Here is an 18,558-nt window from a genome sequence, read left to right as displayed (position 1 = left end):
TGGCGGAGCCTCGCCACGCCGTCGGCGTCATGTGGGCCGCCTCCGCCACGCACCCCCAGGGAAAGGCCACTTCGTACGATGTTTGACGTCGAGTCGGACCGGAACACCTCCGGCCTCCCCGTCACCGGCGGGCAATCCGGCATCTGGCTGGCCCAGCAGATCGACCCGGACAGCTCCGCCTACAACATCGTCTTCGCGCTCCACCTCCGAGGCGCCGTCGACCTCGACCGCCTCACCGCCGGCATCCGCCGCGCCCTGGAAGAGGCCGAGTGCCTCCATGTGAACGTCACCCCTGGGAACGACGGGCCGCGCCAGACCCCCCGTACCGTCGCCTTCGCACTCCCCGTCGTCGACCTGCGGGCCGCCGCCGACCCCGAGGAGGCCGCCGCCGCGTGGATCGCCGCCGACCGAGACCGGCCCGTCGACCCGGCCCGGGACCCCCTCTCCGCGCACGCCCTGCTGCGGCTCGCGGACGACCGGGTCCTGTGGTGCCAGCGGTATCACCACATCGTGATCGACGGCGCCGGCGTCGCCCTGATCACCCGTCGCGTCGGCGAGCTGTACACGGCCGCCGGCTCCCAGGACCAGGCTCCCGCGCCCCACGACCGGTCCCTCTCCCGTCTCGTCGCCGCCGACCACGAGTACCGCGCCTCCGAGCGGCACGCCGCCGACCGCGCCTGGTGGCTGGAGCACATGGCAGGCCGCACCGAGCCCGTACGGCTCGTCGAGCGGGCCGCCGCCCCCATGACCCGCCGGCTCAGGCGTACCGCCGAGCTGACCCCGGAGACCCTCCAGCGCCTTGACGCCGCCGCCGGACGCGCGGGCGTACGGCCGTCCCGGATCCTGCTCGCCGCCGTCGCCGCCCAGCTGCACCGCGCCCGCGGCGAACAGGACCTCGTCCTCGGCCTGCCGGTCGCCGCCCGCGACGACAAGGCCACCGCGCACATCCCCGGCATGGTCTCCAACATCGTCCCGCTGCGCCTCACCGTCCGCCCCGGCACCACGGGCGCCGCCCTCGTCGCCCAGGTGCGCGACACCGTCGCCGACGCCGTCGCCCACGGCCGGTACCGCGCCGAGGAACTCGCCAGGGAACTCGGCCTGGCCGACGGCGTACCGGAACTCGTCGGCCCCACCGTCAACATCCTGCCCCGCACCGACACCCTGCGCTTCGACGACCACGAGGCCGCACTGCGCCCGGAGTGGCTCGGACCGGTCAGCGACCTCGCGTTCAGCTTCGCCGAGGGCCCCGGCGGCCAGGGACTCACCGTCCACCTCGACGCGGACGCCGACGTCTGCGACGCGGCCACGCTCGCGGACCACGAGCGCCACTTCCTCGCCGTGCTGCACGCCCTCACCGAGGACCTCGATCGCCCCGTGGGCCGCATCGAGCTGACCTCCGGGCCCGAACGCGCCGTCCTGCTCGACCAGTTCGGCACCGCACCGCGCGAGGCGCCCGAGCTGTCCTGGCCCGCCGCCTTCGAGCGGCAGGTCCGCCGCACCCCCGACGCCGTCGCGCTCGTCTGCGAGGACCGCGAACTCACGTACGCCGCACTCGACGAAGCCGCCGACCGGCTCGCCCGCCTGCTCCGCTCCCGGGGCGTCGGGGCCGAGGACGTGGTGGGCGTGGCACTGCCCCGCTCACCGGAACTCGTCGTCGCGCTGCTCGCCGTGATGAAGGCAGGCGCCGCCTACCTGCCGCTGGACGCGGACCACCCCAAGGACCGCCTCGCCTACATGCTGGCCGACGCCGGGGCGCGTACGGTCGTCACCGTGCGCGAGCTCGCCGGCGAGCTCCCGGAGTCCGCCGACGTCACCGCGCTGCTGCTCGACGCCCCCGCCACCGTGGACGCCCTCGCCGCCCCGGCCGGCCCCGAGCCGCTGCCGCCGGTCGGCCTCGACCAGGCCGCGTACGTCATCTACACCTCCGGCTCGACGGGCCGCCCCAAGGGCGTCGTCGTCCCGCACGACGGCGTCGGCAGCCTCATCGCCACCGCCACCGACCGCATCGGCATCACCGCCGAGAGCAGGGTCGTGCAGTTCGCCTCCGTCGGCTTCGACGTGACGGTGTGGGACCTCATCATGTCGCTGTGCGTCGGCGGACGGATCATCGTCGTCCCCGCCGAACGCCGCGTCGCGGGCCCGGCGCTCACCGAGTACATCGCACGCCACCGCGCCACCCATATGATCCTGCCGCCCTCGCTCGTCTCCGCGCTGCCCCAGGAGTGCGAACTCCCGCAGGGCGCGGTGCTCGTCGTCGGCACCGAAGCGGTCCCCAGCGAACTGATCGCCCGCTGGGACGGACGCCTCCGGGTCGTCGTCGCGTACGGCCTCACCGAGGCCACCGTCAACTCCACGCTGTGGATCGCCGACCCCGACCGGCCCGGCCCCGCGCCCATCGGACGACCCGACCCCAACACCCGCGCCTACGTGCTCGACACGGCGCTCCGGCCCGTCCCCGTCGGTACGGAGGGCGAGCTGTACGTCGCCGGGCGCGGGCTCGCCCGCGGCTACCTGGGCCGCGAGGGACTGACCTCGGAACGGTTCGTCGCCGACCCGTACGGCGCTCCCGGCACCCGGATGTACCGGACCGGCGACCGGGTCCGCTGGGCCGCCGACGGCAATCTTGAGTTCCTCGGACGGGCCGACGGCCAGATCAAGATCCGCGGCCATCGCGTGGAGCCGGGCGAGATCGAGAGCGCCTTCATGGCCTGCCCGGGCATCGCCCAGGCCGCCGTCCTCGCCCGCGAGGACCACCGGGGCGTCAAGCGGCTCGTCGCGTATCTCGTGCCGGAGAGCGCCGACGCGGCCGCCGACGCCGCCCCCGACCCCGACCTCGGCACCGCCTCCGCCCCCGACCCCGGCACCGACCCCGGCACCGACACCGCCGCCGTGTCCGCCGCACGCGCGCGCGTGGCGGAGGCGCTGCCGGACCACATGGTGCCCTCGGCGGTCGTCGTGCTCGACGGCCCGCTGCCGCTGACCCCGAACGGCAAGCTCGACACCAAGGCCCTGCCCGAGCCCCGCTGGACGTCGCTCACCGGCACCGACACCCCGAGCACCCCCGCCGAGACCGCACTCGCCGCACTGTTCGCCGAGGTCCTCGGCCTGCCGAAGGTCGGCGTCCACGACAGTTTCTTCGAACTGGGCGGCGACAGCATCGTCGCCATCCAGCTCGTCAACCGGGCCCGCCGGGCCGGACTCGCGATCACCCCGCGTGACGTGTTCCGGAACCGGACCGTGGCCGCGCTCGCCAGGACCGCCGGCGAGTCCGTCGTCGCCCCGGTACGGCGGACGGTGGACCTCGACCAGGACGCGCTGCCCGTCTCGCCGCTCCAGGAAGGTTTCTTCTTCCACGCGGAGTACGACCACCGGTCCGCGGACCTCTACCTCGTGCAGGAGCTTCTCGACCTCGGCGGCCCCGTCGCACCGGGCCGTCTCCGCGACGCGCTCCAGCTGCTCCTCGACCGCCACCCGCTGCTTCGCGCCTCGTTCCGCCAGCTGCCCGGGGGCGACGTCGTCCAGCGGCTCGCCGACCGGGTCGACCTCCCGTGGCGGGAGGCCGACACCGCCACGGCCCGCCTGGACGACATCCTCAGCGCCGACCGTGCCGAAACGTTCGACCTCGACCGGGCACCCCTCCTGCGCGCCACCCTCATCAAGGACGGACAGCGCCACCGGCTCCTGCTGACGCTGCACCACATCATCGCCGACGGCTGGTCGGTCTCCGTCCTGCTGCGGGAACTCACCGACGCCTACCGGGGCGCCGAACTGCCCGAGCCGGCGGCCCCGGAGCCGTACCTCTCCTGGCTGGCGGGCCGCGACCGGGACGCCGCCCGCGAGGCCTGGCGCCGGGCCCTCGACGGACTCGCGGGCCCCACCCGGCTGCCCATGCTCCCCACGGACGGGGCTCCCCAGGCGCCAGCCCGGCCGGAGCACGTCGACACCCGGCTGCCCCACGACCTCACCGACGCGCTGACCGGCTACGCAAGGACCCACGGTCTGACCCTGAGCAGCGTCTTCCACGGCCTGTGGGGGCTGCTGCTCGGCGGCCTCACCGGCGGTCGGGACGTCGTCTTCGGCACCACCGTGTCCGGACGGACGACGGAGGTCCCCGGACTGGACTCCGCCGTGGGCCTGTTCATCAACACCGTGCCCGCCCGGGTGACCCTCCGCCCCGAGGAGACGCTCACCGCACTCCTCCGCCGTGTCCAGGACGAGCATTCCGCCCTCCTCGACCACCAGCACCTCGGGCTCGCCGACATCCAGCGGATCGCGGGCGGCGGCGAACTCTTCGACACCCTCGTGGTCTTCGAGAACTACCCGACCGGTGACCCGTCCGCCACCGACCCGTCCGCCACCGACCCTCTCGTCACCGGCGCCGAGGTCCTCGACGCCGTGCACTACCCGCTCGCGCTCGTCGTCGAGCCCGCCGACACCGGTCTGCTGCTGCGGTTCAAGCACGACGCGGCCCGCCTCGACCAGGTGACGGTGGCCGTCCTCGCCAACCGGTTCACGGCCCTGCTGCGGACCGTGGTCGCCGAACCCGAGCGCGCCGTCGCCCGCACCGACCTGCTGTCCGCCCGCGAGCGCGAGCACCTCACCGAACTCAACGCCACCGCGCACCCGGTTCCCGACACGACCCTCGCCTCCCTCTTCGCCGCGTGGGTGGCCCGTACCCCCGACGCCCCGGCCGTCGTCTTCGAGGACACCACCCTCGACTACGCCGAACTCGACCGCAGGGCCGAGGCCCTGGCCCGACGACTCCGGGCACGCGGCGCAGGGCCGGAACAGTACGTCGCCGTCGCCGTCCCGCGTTCGGCCGAACTGATGGTCGCGCTGCTCGGCGTCCTCAAGGCCGGCGCCGCCTACCTCCCGGTCGACCTCGACTACCCCGCCGACCGGGTGGCGTTCATGCTCGCCGACTCCGGCGCGCGCCTCGTCGTGACGACCGCCGAGGCCGCCGGGCGGCTGCCCGACGTGCCCGACCTGGAGCACCTCGTCGTCGGCGCGGAGGAGCCCGAGACCACCGCTCCCGCCATGCCCGTACGGGCCGCCCGCCCCGACCACCCCGCGTACCTCATCTACACCTCCGGCTCCACCGGCCGCCCCAAGGGCGTCGCCGTCACCCACCGGGCCGTCGTGAACCGGCTCGCCTGGATGCAGAGCGCGTACGGGCTGACCGCCGACGACCGGGTCCTCCAGAAGACGCCGTCCAGCTTCGACGTGTCGGTGTGGGAGTTCTTCTGGGCGCTGACCGAGGGCGCGACCGTCGTCCTCGCCCGTCCCGACGGCCACCGCGACCCGGCCTATCTGGCCCGTCTGATGGCCGACGGCCGCATCACCACGGCGCACTTCGTGCCGTCGATGCTGGCCGCGTTCGTCCAGGTCATGGAGGCCGCGCACGCCACCGCGCCCGACTGGGCGGCGCGTCTCCGCCGGGTCTTCTGCAGCGGCGAGGCGCTCAGTGGCGCCGACGCCCGGCGCTGGTGGGAGCTGACCTCCCGCTCCCGGAGCACCCCCGTACCGCTGCACAACCTGTACGGCCCCACCGAGGCCGCCGTCGACGTCACGTTCTTCCCGTACGAGGGCGGCGACGAGCCGGCCGTGCCGATCGGCCGGCCCGTGTGGAACACCCGGCTGCACGTACTGGACCCGTTCCTCCGCCCCGTCCCGGACGGGGTGCCGGGCGAGCTGTACCTCGCCGGAGTCCAGCTGGCCCGCGCCTACCACGACCGGCCGGGGCTGACCGCCGAGCGGTTCGTGGCCGATCCGTCCGGGGCGCCGGGGGAGAGGATGTACCGCACCGGCGACCTCGTGCGCCGCCGCGCCGACGGCGCCGTCGAGTACCTCGGCCGTACCGACCGCCAGGTCAAGATCCGAGGCAACCGCGTGGAGCTGGGCGAGATCGAGGCCGCCCTCGCCGCGCTCCCCGGCGTGATCCGCGCGGCCGTCGTCGTCCGCGAGGGCGCCCTCGTCGGCTACGCCGTCCCCGCCCCCGGCGCCGCGCCCACGACCGAGGCGCTGCACAGCGCGCTCACCGAAGCGCTGCCCGCCGCCATGGTGCCGAGTGCCGTCGTCGTCCTCGCCGAACTGCCGCTGACCCCCAGCGGCAAGCTCGACCAGAACGCCCTGCCCGCCCCGGAGGCCGCCCCCCGGACGGGCGGCGGCCGCGCGCCCCGCGACGCGCGCGAGCACGCCCTGTGCGCGATCTTCGACGATGTCCTCGGCGTGCCGGGGACGGGCGTCGACGACGACTTCTTCATGCTCGGCGGCGACAGCCTCAGCTCGATCACCGTCGCCACGCGCGCGCGTGAGAAGGGGCTGACGCTCAGCCCCCGCGACGTGTTCGAGTACCGCACCCCGGCCGCGCTCGCGGCCGCCGCGAGCCGCACCGACGGGGACTCCCCGACTCTCCGTACACCCGACCCGTCCGACACCCCCGAGGTACCCGTGCACCCAGACGGAGTGACCGTCTCCGCCTCCGACGCCGGGCAGGCCGCCGCCGCCCTCCAGGCCGTCCTCGCGCTCCAGCAGCAGTCGGGCGCCGCCGTCGACCCCGCCCTGAAGGCCCTGCTGGACCAGCTGACCGCCGCCGCGCCGCCGACCCCGCAGCCGGCATCCGAACTCCCCGCCCCCCTGGGCGGGCCGGACCTCACCCTCGAGGAGACCGCGCGCGTCCACGCCGCCGCCGGGCTCCCCGTCGCGGACATCTGGCCGCTCTCCCCGCTCCAGGAGGGCATGTACTTCCACGCCACCTACGACGCCGGTGACGCACTCGACGTCTACCAGTCCCAGGAGACCCTGGACCTCGACCGCCGGATCGACGCCGACCGGCTGCGCGCCGCCTGCCGCACCCTCCTCGACCGCAACACCGGGCTGCGCGCCGGGTTCACCAGCGACGGCCTGCCCCGCCCCGTGCAGTTCATCGTCGACGGCGCCGAGATCCCCCTCGTCGAGGCCGACCTCTCCGCACTCCCCGCCGACGAGCAGCGGACCCGCACCGAGGAACTGCTCGCCGCCGACCGCAGGCAGCGCTTCGACCTGTCCGCCGCGCCGCTCTGCCGCCTGCTCCTCATCCGGCTCGGCGACGGCCGTGACCGGCTCGTCGTCACCCACCACCTCATCCTCTGGGACGGCTGGTCCGCCTGGCTGTTCCTGGAGGAGCTGTTCACCCTGTACGAGCGGGCCGGCGACCCCACGGGCCTGCCGCTGCCCGGCTCGTACCGCGACCACCTCGCCTGGCTGGACGCGCAGGACACGACAGTCGCGCTCGACGCCTGGCGCGGGGCGCTCGCCGGCTTCGACGAGCCGACGCTGCTCGCCCCGACCGGCCGCGACACCGGCCCGGTCATCCCGGTGGACTTCGACGCCCTCCTCAGCCAGGAGGCCGGCGACCGGCTGCGGGCCGCCGCCCGCCGGCACGGACTCACCGTGAACACCGTCCTCAACGCGGCCTGGGCCCTCGTCCTCTCGGCGATGACCGGCCGTGGCGACGTCGCCTTCGGCACGGCGGTCGCGGGCCGCCCGGCGGACGTCCCGAACGTCGCCGGCATCATCGGCATGTTCCTGAACACGATCCCCGCCCGGGTCGCCTTCGCCCCCGACGAGCCCCTGCTCGACCTGCTGCGCCGGATGCAGTCCGAGCGGGCGGCCGTCATGCCGTACGAGTACGTGGGCCTCGGCACCCTCCAGCAGGAGTCCGGCCACCGCAGGCTCTTCGACACCCTCTTCGTGCTCCGCTCGGCCGACGGCGAGGACCGGGCCGCGGCGCTGCGCGAGCGGCACGGCATCACCGGCGTGTCCAACGTGGACGGCACCCACTTCCCGCTCACGCTCATCGTCACGCCCGGAACCCGGCTGCGGATCACCCTGGCGGCCAGGCCCGACCTCTTCGACGCCGAGGCCGCCACCACCATCCTCACCCGCTTCACCACGGTCCTCGACCGGCTCGGCGAAGCACTCGACGGACCGGCCGCCGGCACCGCCCGGACCGTCGGCGTCGACCTGCTGCTCCCCGCCGAACGCGCCGCCCTGGCCACCGGCCGGGAGGCCACCCGCGAGCCGGTGCCGGACGAGACCGTCGCCGACATGCTGACCGCCCAGGTCGCCCGTACCCCCGACGCGGTCGCCCTCGTCTTCGGCGACCGCGCCCTCACGTACGCCGAACTCGACGCGCACGTCAACCGGCTCGCCCGGCTGCTGCTCGCCCGGGGCGCGGGACCCGAGAAGGTCGTGGCGCTCGCGCTGCCCCGGTCCATCGACATGGTCGCCGCCCTCTTCGCCGTCCTGCGGACCGGCGCCGCGTACCTGCCGCTCGACCTCGACCACCCCGCCGACCGGCTGCGGCTCATGGCCGAGGACACGGGACCGCTCTGCCTCGTCTCCACGACCGCCGTCGCCCCCACGCTGCGACGCGAGGACGACCCCGTCGCCCCCGAACTCCTCCTCGACGACGAGGCCGTGCTCGCCGAACTCGCCGCGCTGTCCGGCGACGGGATCAGCGACGCCGAACGGCCCGCGTTCGCCCACGGGGTGCCGGACCGCCTGGAGTTCCCGGCGTACGTCATCTACACCTCCGGCTCCACCGGCCGCCCCAAGGGCGTCGTCACCCCCTACCGGGGACTGACGAACATGCAGCTCAACCACCAGAGGGAGATCTTCGACCCGGCCATCGCCTCCGCCGGCGGCCGGCGCCTGCGCATCGCGCACACCGTCTCCTTCGCCTTCGACATGTCGTGGGAGGAACTGCTCTGGCTCGTCGAGGGCCATGAGGTCCACGTCTGCGACGAGGACCTCCGCCGCGACGCCGAAGCACTCGTCGCCTACTGCGACGCCCACCGCGTCGACGTGGTCAACGTGACGCCCACCTACGCCCAACTCCTCATCGAGCAGGGCCTCCTCGACCAGGACGAGTCCGCCGGGAAGCACCGGCCCGCCCTCGTCCTGCTCGGCGGCGAGGCCGTGTCCGACACGGTCTGGACCGAGCTGCGCGACACCGAGGGCACGTACGGCTACAACCTCTACGGCCCCACCGAGTACACGATCAACACGCTCGGCGGCTCCACCACCGAGAGCGCCACACCCACCGTCGGCAGGCCCATCCGCAACACCCGCGCCCACGTCCTCGACGCCATGCTCAGGCCCGTCCCGCCCGGCTGCCCCGGCGAGCTGTACATCGCCGGCACCGGCCTCGCCCGCGGCTACCACGACCGGGCCGGGACGACCGCGGAACGCTTCGTGGCCGACCCCTTCGGCGCGCCCGGCGAGCGCATGTACCGCACCGGCGACCTCGTACGGCAGCGCCCCGACGGCCTCCTCGACTTCCTCGGCCGCACCGACGACCAGGTCAAGATCCGCGGCTACCGCATCGAACTCGGCGAGATCTCCACGGCCCTGTCCGCGCACCCCGAGGTCGCCCACGCCGCCGTCGTCGTCCACGAGACCGCGGGCACCAAGCGCCTCGTCGGCTACGTCGTACGGGAGGAGGCCGCGCTCGTACGGGAGGAGGCCGCGCTTGTACGGGAAGAGACCGCGCTCGTACGGGAGGAGACCGCCGAGCCCGACGACGCGCTCGTCCAGCGCCTCCGCGACCACCTCAAGTCCCTGCTCCCCGACTACATGGTCCCGGCCGCCCTCGTCACCGTCCCCACCCTCCCCCTGACCGTCAACGGCAAGCTGGACGTCAAGGCCCTGCCCGCCCCCGACCTCACCGGCACGGGCGCGGGCCGCGCCCCCCGCACCCCGCGGGAAGAGACCTTGTGCGGGCTCTTCGCGGAGGTCCTCGGCCTGGCCCAGGGCAGCGTCGGCATCGACAGCGACTTCTTCGACCTCGGCGGCCACTCGCTCCTCGCCACCCGGCTCGTCAGCCGGGCCCGTACCGCGCTCGACGCCGAGCTCGCGATCCGTGACCTGTTCGAGGCGCCCACCGTCGCCGAACTCGTGGAACGCGCGACCGCCTCACGCGGCTCCGCCCGCCCGGCGCTCGTCGCGGCCGAACGCCCCGACGAGCTGCCGCTCTCCCACGCCCAGCAGCGTCTCTGGGTGATCCAGCAGATCGAGTGCACCTCCGCCGCCTACAACTTCCCCCTCGTCATGCGGCTGCGCGGCACCTTCGACGGGGAGGCCTGGCGGGCCGCCCTCGCCGACGTGACCGACCGCCACGAGGCACTGCGCACGCTGTTCACCGAGCGCGACGGGCAGGCGTACCAGCGGATCCTGCCCGCCGGCTCGGCCGCGCCGTTCGTGGAACACCTGCGCGCCACCGAGGACGAGGTCCCCGGCATCGTGGACGCCGCCGTCCAGCGGCCCTTCGACCTCGCCGCCGAACTGCCGATCCGCGCCACCGTCGTGGAGGTGGCGCCCGACGAGCACGTCGTCGTGCTGCTGCTCCACCACATCACCACCGACGAGTGGTCCGACCGCCCCTTCCTGCGCGACCTGACCACCGCCTACACGCCCCGACTCGGCGGCGCCGCACCCCACTGGGAGCCGCTGCCCGTCCAGTACGCCGACTACGCCCTCTGGCAGCAGCGGCTCCTCGGCGACCCCGCCGACCCGGCGAGCCTCGCCGCCCGGCAGCTGGAGCACTGGCGGACGGCCCTGGCCGGCGCCCCCGAGGAACTCGACCTGCCCACCGACCGGCCCCGGCCCGCCCGCCCGGCGTTCACCGGCGCCGAGACCGACATCGCCTTCGACCCCACCGTCCACGAGGGCCTCAGGCGGCTCGCACGGGACACCGGCGCCAGTATGTTCATGGTGGTCCACGCGGCCGTCGCCGCCCTCCTCCACCGCCTCGGCGCGGGCACCGACATCCCCCTCGGCGCGCCCATCGCCGGCCGCGGCGACGAAGCCCTGGACGATCTCGTCGGCTTCTTCGTCAACACGCTTGTCCTCCGCACCGACCTCGGCGGCGACCCCAGCTTCACCGAGCTCCTCGCCCGGGTCCGCGCGACCGACCTCGCCGCCTTCTCCCACGCGGACGTGCCGTTCGAAGCGGTCGTGGAGAAGCTCAACCCGACCCGCTCCCTCTCCCGGAACCCGCTGTTCCAGGTCATGGTCGGCCACCACACCCGTACGGACGACACCCTGCGCCTGCCCGGACTCCGGGCCGCCTACCTGCCGCACCGGATCGGCACCGCCAAGTTCGACCTCGTGTTCAGCTTCACCGAGCACACCACCGCCGACGGCTCGGGCGACTCGCTCGGCTGCCGCCTGGAGTTCTCCACCGAACTCTTCGACCAGGAGACCGCCGAGCGCATCGGCGACCGACTCCGCAGGCTCGTCGAAGCCCTCGTCGCGGCCCCCGACCAGCCGCTGTCCCAGGCCGTGATCCTCACCGACGGGGAACAGCGGCTCGTCCTCGAAGGCTTCAACGGGGCGCCCCGCGACGTCGACGAGGAGACCCTGCCGGCGCTCTTCGCCCGCCGGGTCGCCGAGCGCCCCGACGCGATCGCCGTCGTCGACCGCTCCCGCTCGGTGACGTACGCCCAGCTCGACGCCCGCGCCAACCGCCTCGCCCGGCTGCTCGCCGCCCGCGGGGTCGGCGCCGAGAGCGTCGTCGGCGTGGCCGTGCCGCGATCGGTGGACATGGTCGCCACGGTCCTCGCCGCCCTGAAGCTGGGCGCCGCGTTCTTGCCGCTCGACCTCGTCCACCCGGGCGACCGCCTCGGCTACATGATCGAGAACTCGGGCGCGGCCGTCGTCGTCGGGACCGAACCCGTCGCCGGCAAGATCCCGGACGTGCCCGGCGTCCCCGTACTCCTGCTCGACGCCCCCGACACGGCCGCCGCCCTCGACGCACTGCCCGGGACGCCCCCGCCCGGCGGCCCGGCCGGGCTCGACCAGGCCGCGTACGTCATCTACACCTCCGGCTCCACCGGCCGCCCCAAGGGCGTCGTCGTCCCGCACGAGGGCATCGCCAGCCTCGTCGCCACCGCCGTCGACCGGATGGGCCTCGCGCACGACAGCCACGTCCTCCAGTTCGCGTCCATCGGCTTCGACGTCTTCGTCTTCGAACTCGCCATGGCGCTCTGCCACGGCGGACGGCTCGTCCTCATCACCGACGAGGCCCGCGTCGCAGGACCGGCCCTCACCGACTTCCTGGCCGACCAGCGGATCACTCATATGATCCTGCCGCCGTCCCTGGTGTCGGCGCTGCCCGCCGGATGCCGACTGCCCGAGGGATCGACCGTCCTCGTCGGCACCGAGACCGTGCCGCCGGACCTCTTCGAACGCTTCGGCGCCACGGCGAACCTGATCTGCGCGTACGGACTCACCGAGGCGACCGTCAACTCCACCCTGTGGCCGGCCCGCGAGCACGGCGGCCGCCCCACCGGCCGGGTGCCGATCGGCCGCCCGGACCCCAACACCCGCTGCTACGTCCTCGACGAGCACCTGCGCCCCGTGCCGCCCGGCGTGGTCGGCGAGCTGTACGTGGCCGGGCGCGGCCTCGCCCGCGGCTACCTCGGCCAGGCAGGGCTCAGCGCGCAGCGGTTCGTCGCCGACCCGTACGGCGCACCCGGCGGCCGCATGTACCGCACCGGCGACCGCGCCCGCTGGCGCGCCGACGGGAACCTCGACTTCCTCGGCCGGGTCGACACCCAGGTGAAGATCCGCGGTTTCCGCATCGAACTGGGCGAGATCGAGGCCGCCCTCGCGGGGCACCCGTCGGTCGCCCAGGCCGCCGTACTGCCCGACCGCGACGGCGACATCGTCCGCCTCGTCGGCTACGCGGTACCCGAGCCGGGTACGGGCCCGCAGGCGCACCTCGACCCGCAGGAGCTGCGTGCCCACGTCGCCGCGCTGCTCCCCGAGTACATGGTCCCCGCCCTCGTCGTCCCGCTCGACGGCCCGCTGCCGCTCACGCCGAACGGCAAGCTCGACCACAAGGCGCTGCCCGCGCCCGACTGGTCCGCCATGACCGGCGACGCACGACCCGCGACGGAGACCCAGGCGCGGATCGCCGAACTGTTCTGCGAGATCCTCAAGCTCGACGGCGTCGGCGTGCACGACAGCTTCTTCGCCCTCGGCGGCCACTCCATGGCCTCCATGCGACTCCTCGGGCGTATCCGCGCCGAGTTCGGTGTCGAGCTGAGCATCCGCGACGTCTTCGACGCGCTGACCGTCGCCGGCATCGCGGGCAAGCTGGACGGCGCCTCCGCCGCCCGGCCGGCACTGCGCGCCGCCGAAGGCCGGGCCGCCGACCGCCCGGCCGCCGACGGCGCCGACCTGCCGGCGGCCCCGGTCCAGGGCTGGCAGTGGCAGGCGTACCGGCGGAGCCCCGGCTTCGACCACGCCCTGGTCCTGCGCTCGCCCGGCGGCCTCGACGCCGGCGCGCTCGCGGCGGCGCTCGCCGACGTGACCACCCGCCACGAACCGCTCCGCACCGCATTCGCCGAACACGACGGGGAGCTGGTCCGCCGGCCCGTCGACGCCCCGGTCCTGGCCGTGGAGGAGTGCGCGGACCTGGACGCCCGTCTGGCCGAACTCGCCGCCTCCGCACCGGACCTGGAGACGGAGGCCCCCCTCAGGGCCCGGCTGCTCACCGGCCCCGACGGCGCCCAGGCGGTCCTGCTCACCCCGCACTACCTGGCGGTCGACGAGTGGTCGGTCGTCCCGCTCTTCCGCGACCTCACCACGGCGTACGGCGCCCGCACGGTCGGCCGGGCACCCGACTGGCGACCGCTCCCGGTCACGTACAGCGACTACGCCCGCTGGGCGCGCGAGGTCCTCGGCGACCTCACCGACCCCGACAGCCGGGGTGGCCGCCAACTCGCGTACTGGCAGCGGACGCTCAAGGACGCGCCGCGCGAGCTCGCCCTGCCGGCGGAGGCCGGGACGACCGGTACTGCCGGGACGACCGCCGCTACCCACGGCGGCCGCCGGGCGGCGGGAGTCGTCGAGTTCGTCCTCGACGAGCGGCTCCACGCCGACGTGGACCGGCTGGCACGCACCACCGGCACCAGCATGTTCATGGTGCTGCACGCGGCCCTCGCGGCGCTGCTCACCGCCCACGGCGCCGGCACCGACCTGCCCATCGGCACGATGGTCGCCGGCCGCGACGACGAGCAGCTCACCGAGCTCGTCGGCTGCTTCCTCAACACGGTCCTGCTGCGCACCGACACCGCCGGTGACCCGACCTTCGCCCAGCTCCTGACCCGGGTACGGGAGACCACGCTGAGCGCCCTGGACCGGCAGGAGGTGCCCTTCGACGAGGTGGTCCGGGCGGCCGGGCTGCGGCCGGAGGGCCCGCAGGTGATGGTCGTCCACCACGAGCAGGCGGACCTGGAGCGACTCGAGGGCGGTGTGGGCGCGCTCCAGGCCCTACCCACCGGATCGACGCGGGCGGACCTGACCCTCGGCTTCCACGAGCCCCGTGGCGAAGGGCCCGTGCACTGCGCGCTCGTCCACGCGACGGACCGGCTCGGCGCGGCGAAGGCCCGCCGGCTCGCCGAGGAACTCCAGACCCTGCTGCGCACCGTGACAGCCGACTCCGCACAGCCCCTGTCCCAGCTGTTCGGCGTGACACACGTGACACACGTGACACACGTGACACACAAGAGGAGTGAGAACGCATGAGCACCAACCCGTTCGAGGACCCGCAGGGCCGCTTCCTGGTTCTGGTCAACGACGAGAACCAGCACTCGCTGTGGCCCTCCTTCGCCGAGGTCCCCGCCGGCTGGCGGACCGTGTTCGGCGAGGACACCCGCGAGGGCTGCCTGGCCTATGTGGAGTCCCACTGGACCGACCTGCGCCCGGCGAGCCTCATCGCCGTGCAGGACTGACCCACCGGCGGACAGCCGAAGGGGGCGGCACGACGCATCGTCGTGCCGCCCCCTTCCCGCGTGCGCGGGAGGTTCCTCAGCGGGCCTGGGGCACCGGGACGTCCGCGTCCGGGGCCGGGTGCGGCACCTTCTCCCCGGGGTCCCGGCGGCTGGCGGACCAGGCGGCCCACAGGTCGGCGTACCGGCCGCCCGCCGCCACCAGCTCCTCGTGGGTGCCGGTCTCCACCACACGGCCCTGATCCAGGACGACCACCCGGTCGGCGGCCGCCGCCTGCGGCAGCCGGTGCGCGACGAGCAGCCCCGTACGCCCTTCGAGGGCGCGGGCGGCCGCCTCCTCCAGGACCCGGGCGCCGGCGCTCCCCGCGTCGGCGGTGGCCTCGTCGAGGATCGCGATGGGCGGGTCCGCGAGCACGAGCCGGGCCAGCGCGAGATGCTGCGCCTGCGTCACCGTCAGCCGGTGCCCGCCCTCGCCGACGACCGTGTCCAGGCCCTCGGGCAGCGCCTGCGCCCACTCCAGGGCCCCGACCCGGTCCAGCGCCGCGTGCAGCGCCTCGCCGTCGGCGTCGGGCCGGGCGAGACGCAGGTCGTCCGCCAGGGTCCCGGCGAAGACGTGGACCTCCTGGCTGATGAGCGCCACCGCGCGGCGGACCCCGGCAGGACCCAGCTCCCGGGCGTCGACCCCGCCGAGCCTGATCGAACCCCCGGTGGGGCTGTGGACGCCCGCGACGAGCTTGGCCAGGGTGGTCTTGCCGGCCCCGCTCGCACCCACCAGGGCCACCCGCTCCCCGCTGCGCACCGTGAGGTCGACCTCGTGCAGCACGGGCGCCCCTGAGCCGTACGCGTGGCTGAGCGCGGACACCTCGACCGAACCGTCCGCGAGGGTGTGGTGCCCACTGGGCGCCCGCTCCGCCGGAAGGTCCGACACACCGACCAGGCGGGCGAAGCTCGCCCCCGCCGACTGGGCGTCGTCCAGGAGGAACAGGGTCGCGTTGATCGGGTTGAAGAGGCTGTGGAAGTACAGCGCGGCGGCCGTCGCCGTACCGATGCTGACCGAGCCGTTGTCGACCAGGACGAACCCGGTCGCGAGCATCGCGGCGAGCCCGATGAACTCGGCGAGGTTGAGCCGCGAGAAGAACCCGGTGACGATGTGGATCCCCCGCAGCCCCAGGTCGCGCGCCGCCTCGGACCGCTGTTCCAGGAGGCCCGCGTGCGTGCCGTTCAGCCGGAACGCGCGTACGGTACGGACCCCGCCGACGCTGTCGAGCAGCTGGTGCTGCAACGCGCCGGTCGCGATCCGGTGTTCGCCGTACACGGGGGCGGCGCGGCGCAGGTACCAGCGCACCGAGAGCGCCTGCACCGGCGCCGCGAGCAGGGCCGCGAGCAGGAACCGCCAGTCCAGGACGGCGAGTCCGACGAACGTCAGCAGGATCGTCAGGGCGGAGCGGCTGAACTCGGGCAGCGCCTGCCGGACCGACTTCCCGATCATCGACACGTCGCTGGTGACCCGGGAGACCAGGTCGCCCGAGCCGGCCGCCTCGACGCGGTCGAGCGGCAGCCGCAGCGCCCGCTCGATGAACTGCTCCCGCAGAGTCGCGAGTACGGTCTCGCCGAGCCGGGCCACGAGGGTGCTGCCGACGGTGGCGGCCGCGCCCCGCGCGACGGCGACGACGACGAGCAGCACCAGCGGAAGCGTCAGGGCGGGGGCGCCCTTCCGGTCCACCACGAGGTCGACGATGTGCCCGAGCAGGGGAGCGGTCAGCAGCCCGACGGCGGTGCCGGCGACCAGGACGGTGAGTGCGGCCACCGCGAGGAGCCGGTGGCCGCGCAGCATGGCGCGGAGCGCCGCGAGGGACTCGGCGCCGGTGGCGGTCGGCAGGAGCACCCGGTCCTGGCGGGTTCCGCTCATGGTCTCTTCCGTCCCTCTCGTACGCCCCTCGGGCTTCGTCTCGTCGGCGGGTGTCATGCCAGCACCGCCGCTCGGTACGTCGCGTCGGCGGCGAGGAGTTCGGTGTGGTGTCCGGCGGCCCGTACGGAGCCGTCCTCAAGGACCACCACCCGGTCGGTCACCGCCAGGAGCGCGGGGCTCGTGGTGACCAGGACCGTGGTGCGGTCCCGGCGGACCTCGCGCAGCCGGGCCGCGATACGGGACTCGGTCACGGTGTCGACGGCGGTCGTCGGATCGTGCAGGACGAGCACCGGCCGGTCGGCGGCGAGCGCCCGGGCGAGTGCGACGCGCTGGCGCTGGCCGCCCGAGAGGGACCGCCCGCGCTCGGCGAGCAGGGTGTCCCCGCCGTCCGGAAGGAGCCGGGCGACGTCGTCGGCGGCCGAGGCCCTGAGGGCCCGCTCGACCGCACCGGTGCCGTCGTCGGCCCCGGCGCCGGCCCGGACGTTGTCGAGCAGCGTGCTCTCGAACAGGTCGGCGTCGTGGTGGGCGACCAGGACCACCCGGCGCAGCGCGTCGGGATCGAGCGAGGTCAGGGGTGAGCCGTCCAGCTCGACCGCACCCTCGGCGGGATCGGCCTCGCGGGCCAGACAGACGAGGAGGTCGTGGGCGGCGGCCGGGTCCCGGGTGACGACCCCGGTCAGGCTGCCGGCCGGCAGGTCGAGATCCACACCCCGGAGCGCGCCGAACGTCACCCCGCGCAGTGCGAGGTGGCCTCCCGCGGCCGGGCCGTCCGGTACGTCGTCGCCGTCCGCGACGGTGACGGGGGAGGCGAGCACCTCGGCGATCCGCCGGGCCGACGCCCGGCCCTGCGCGAGTTCGGCGTTGACGTAGGTGAGCAGCTGGAACGGGCCGAGGAGGAACTGGGCGAGCCCCACGGCGGCCACCAGGTCACCGACGCTGATGGTGCCGTCCATCGCGAGATACGCGCCGACGACGGCGATCACGGCGATGAAGACCCCGGTGAGCGCGAGGACCGCGCCCTCGTGCCCGGCCCGGCTGCGGGCCGCCCGCAGCGCGGCGGACAGCGAGTCCTGGCTCGTGGTGCGGTAGCGGGCGACGGCCGCCGACTCGGCGCCCATGCCCTTGAGGACCCGCAGGCCGGAGACGAGGTCGGCGGCGACGCCCGAGGCGTGGGCCGCGCGTTCCTGCTCGGTCTCGCTGCGCCGTTCGAGCGGCCGGCTGATGCGGTGCCCGAGCCAGAGGAGCGGCGGGATGCCGAGCAGCACGAGCAGGCCGAGCGGGACGGAGATCCTGAGGAGGGCGACGGCGCTGATCACGAGCGCGGCGACGGCCGACACGCCGTACGAGATGACGGTGGCCACCGACCCCACACGGCGGGCGTCGTTGGTGGCGATGCTGGTCAGCGCGCCGGGGAGCCGGTTCGCGTCGGCGCCGCCCCGGGGGTGGAGTACCCGCGCGGCCAGGTCGAGCCGGAGCCGGTGCGCGGCGAGTTCGCCGCTGCCCTCGGTGATCCGGGCGCTGGTGCGGTAGCAGGTCGACAGGACCAGGAAGAGCACCGCGAGGACGAGCAGCAGGCGCAGGAGCGCGTCGGAGGACCCGGTCGCCACCGCCGTGTCGATGGTGGCGCCGATGACCACCGGCACCAGGGCCTCACAGCCCTGGTGGGTCATGCCGAGCAGGGATGCCGCGATCACACGGCGGCGTTGTCCTCTGATCGCTTGGCGGAGGACAAGTCCCCCCGTCGGTCCGCCCGTTGGCATGTGACTCCTTCACGGAGGTGAGCGAATGGTTAGGTAAGCCTACTCTGATCACGCGCATTGACCACGGGATACGCTTCGGTTAGCCTCACCTAAGTCGTGATCCGCTGGG

Annotated in this window: 4 protein-coding genes; 2 read left to right on the top strand and 2 right to left on the bottom strand. The window is 74.6% G+C overall.

From position 1 onward, the window contains the following. Window positions 1-78: 78 nt before the first annotated feature. Window positions 79-14,577, top strand: coding sequence for an amino acid adenylation domain-containing protein (locus ACIRB7_RS13245; RefSeq protein ID WP_403596721.1), 14,499 nt, complete (start codon window positions 79-81; stop codon window positions 14,575-14,577). Then, window positions 14,574-14,783 (top strand): MbtH family protein, encoded by a 210-nt coding sequence (locus ACIRB7_RS13240; protein ID WP_189830048.1) that lies wholly within the window; start codon window positions 14,574-14,576, stop codon window positions 14,781-14,783. Before ACIRB7_RS13245 ends, ACIRB7_RS13240 begins: the two co-directional genes overlap by 4 nt. A 76-nt stretch (window positions 14,784-14,859) precedes the next feature. Here ACIRB7_RS13240 and ACIRB7_RS13235 read toward each other — a convergent pair whose 3' ends face one another. Both ACIRB7_RS13235 and ACIRB7_RS13230 read right to left on the bottom strand, forming a co-directional pair. Continuing rightward, a complete protein-coding gene (locus tag ACIRB7_RS13235; protein ID WP_403596718.1) occupies window positions 14,860-16,746 on the bottom strand; it encodes an ABC transporter ATP-binding protein in 1,887 nt (628 codons plus the stop codon). Continuing rightward, window positions 16,743-18,449, bottom strand: coding sequence for an ABC transporter ATP-binding protein (locus tag ACIRB7_RS13230; RefSeq protein WP_403596715.1), 1,707 nt, complete (start codon window positions 18,447-18,449; stop codon window positions 16,743-16,745). The genes ACIRB7_RS13235 and ACIRB7_RS13230 overlap by 4 nt, the downstream gene beginning before the upstream one ends. Window positions 18,450-18,558 lie beyond the last annotated feature (109 nt).

This window comes from Streptomyces sp. NPDC093795 (assembly GCF_044764665.1).
Classification (GTDB): domain Bacteria; phylum Actinomycetota; class Actinomycetes; order Streptomycetales; family Streptomycetaceae; genus Streptomyces.
Note: the sequence above shows the minus strand (reverse complement) of the source record. Positions and strands in the feature narration are given on the sequence as shown.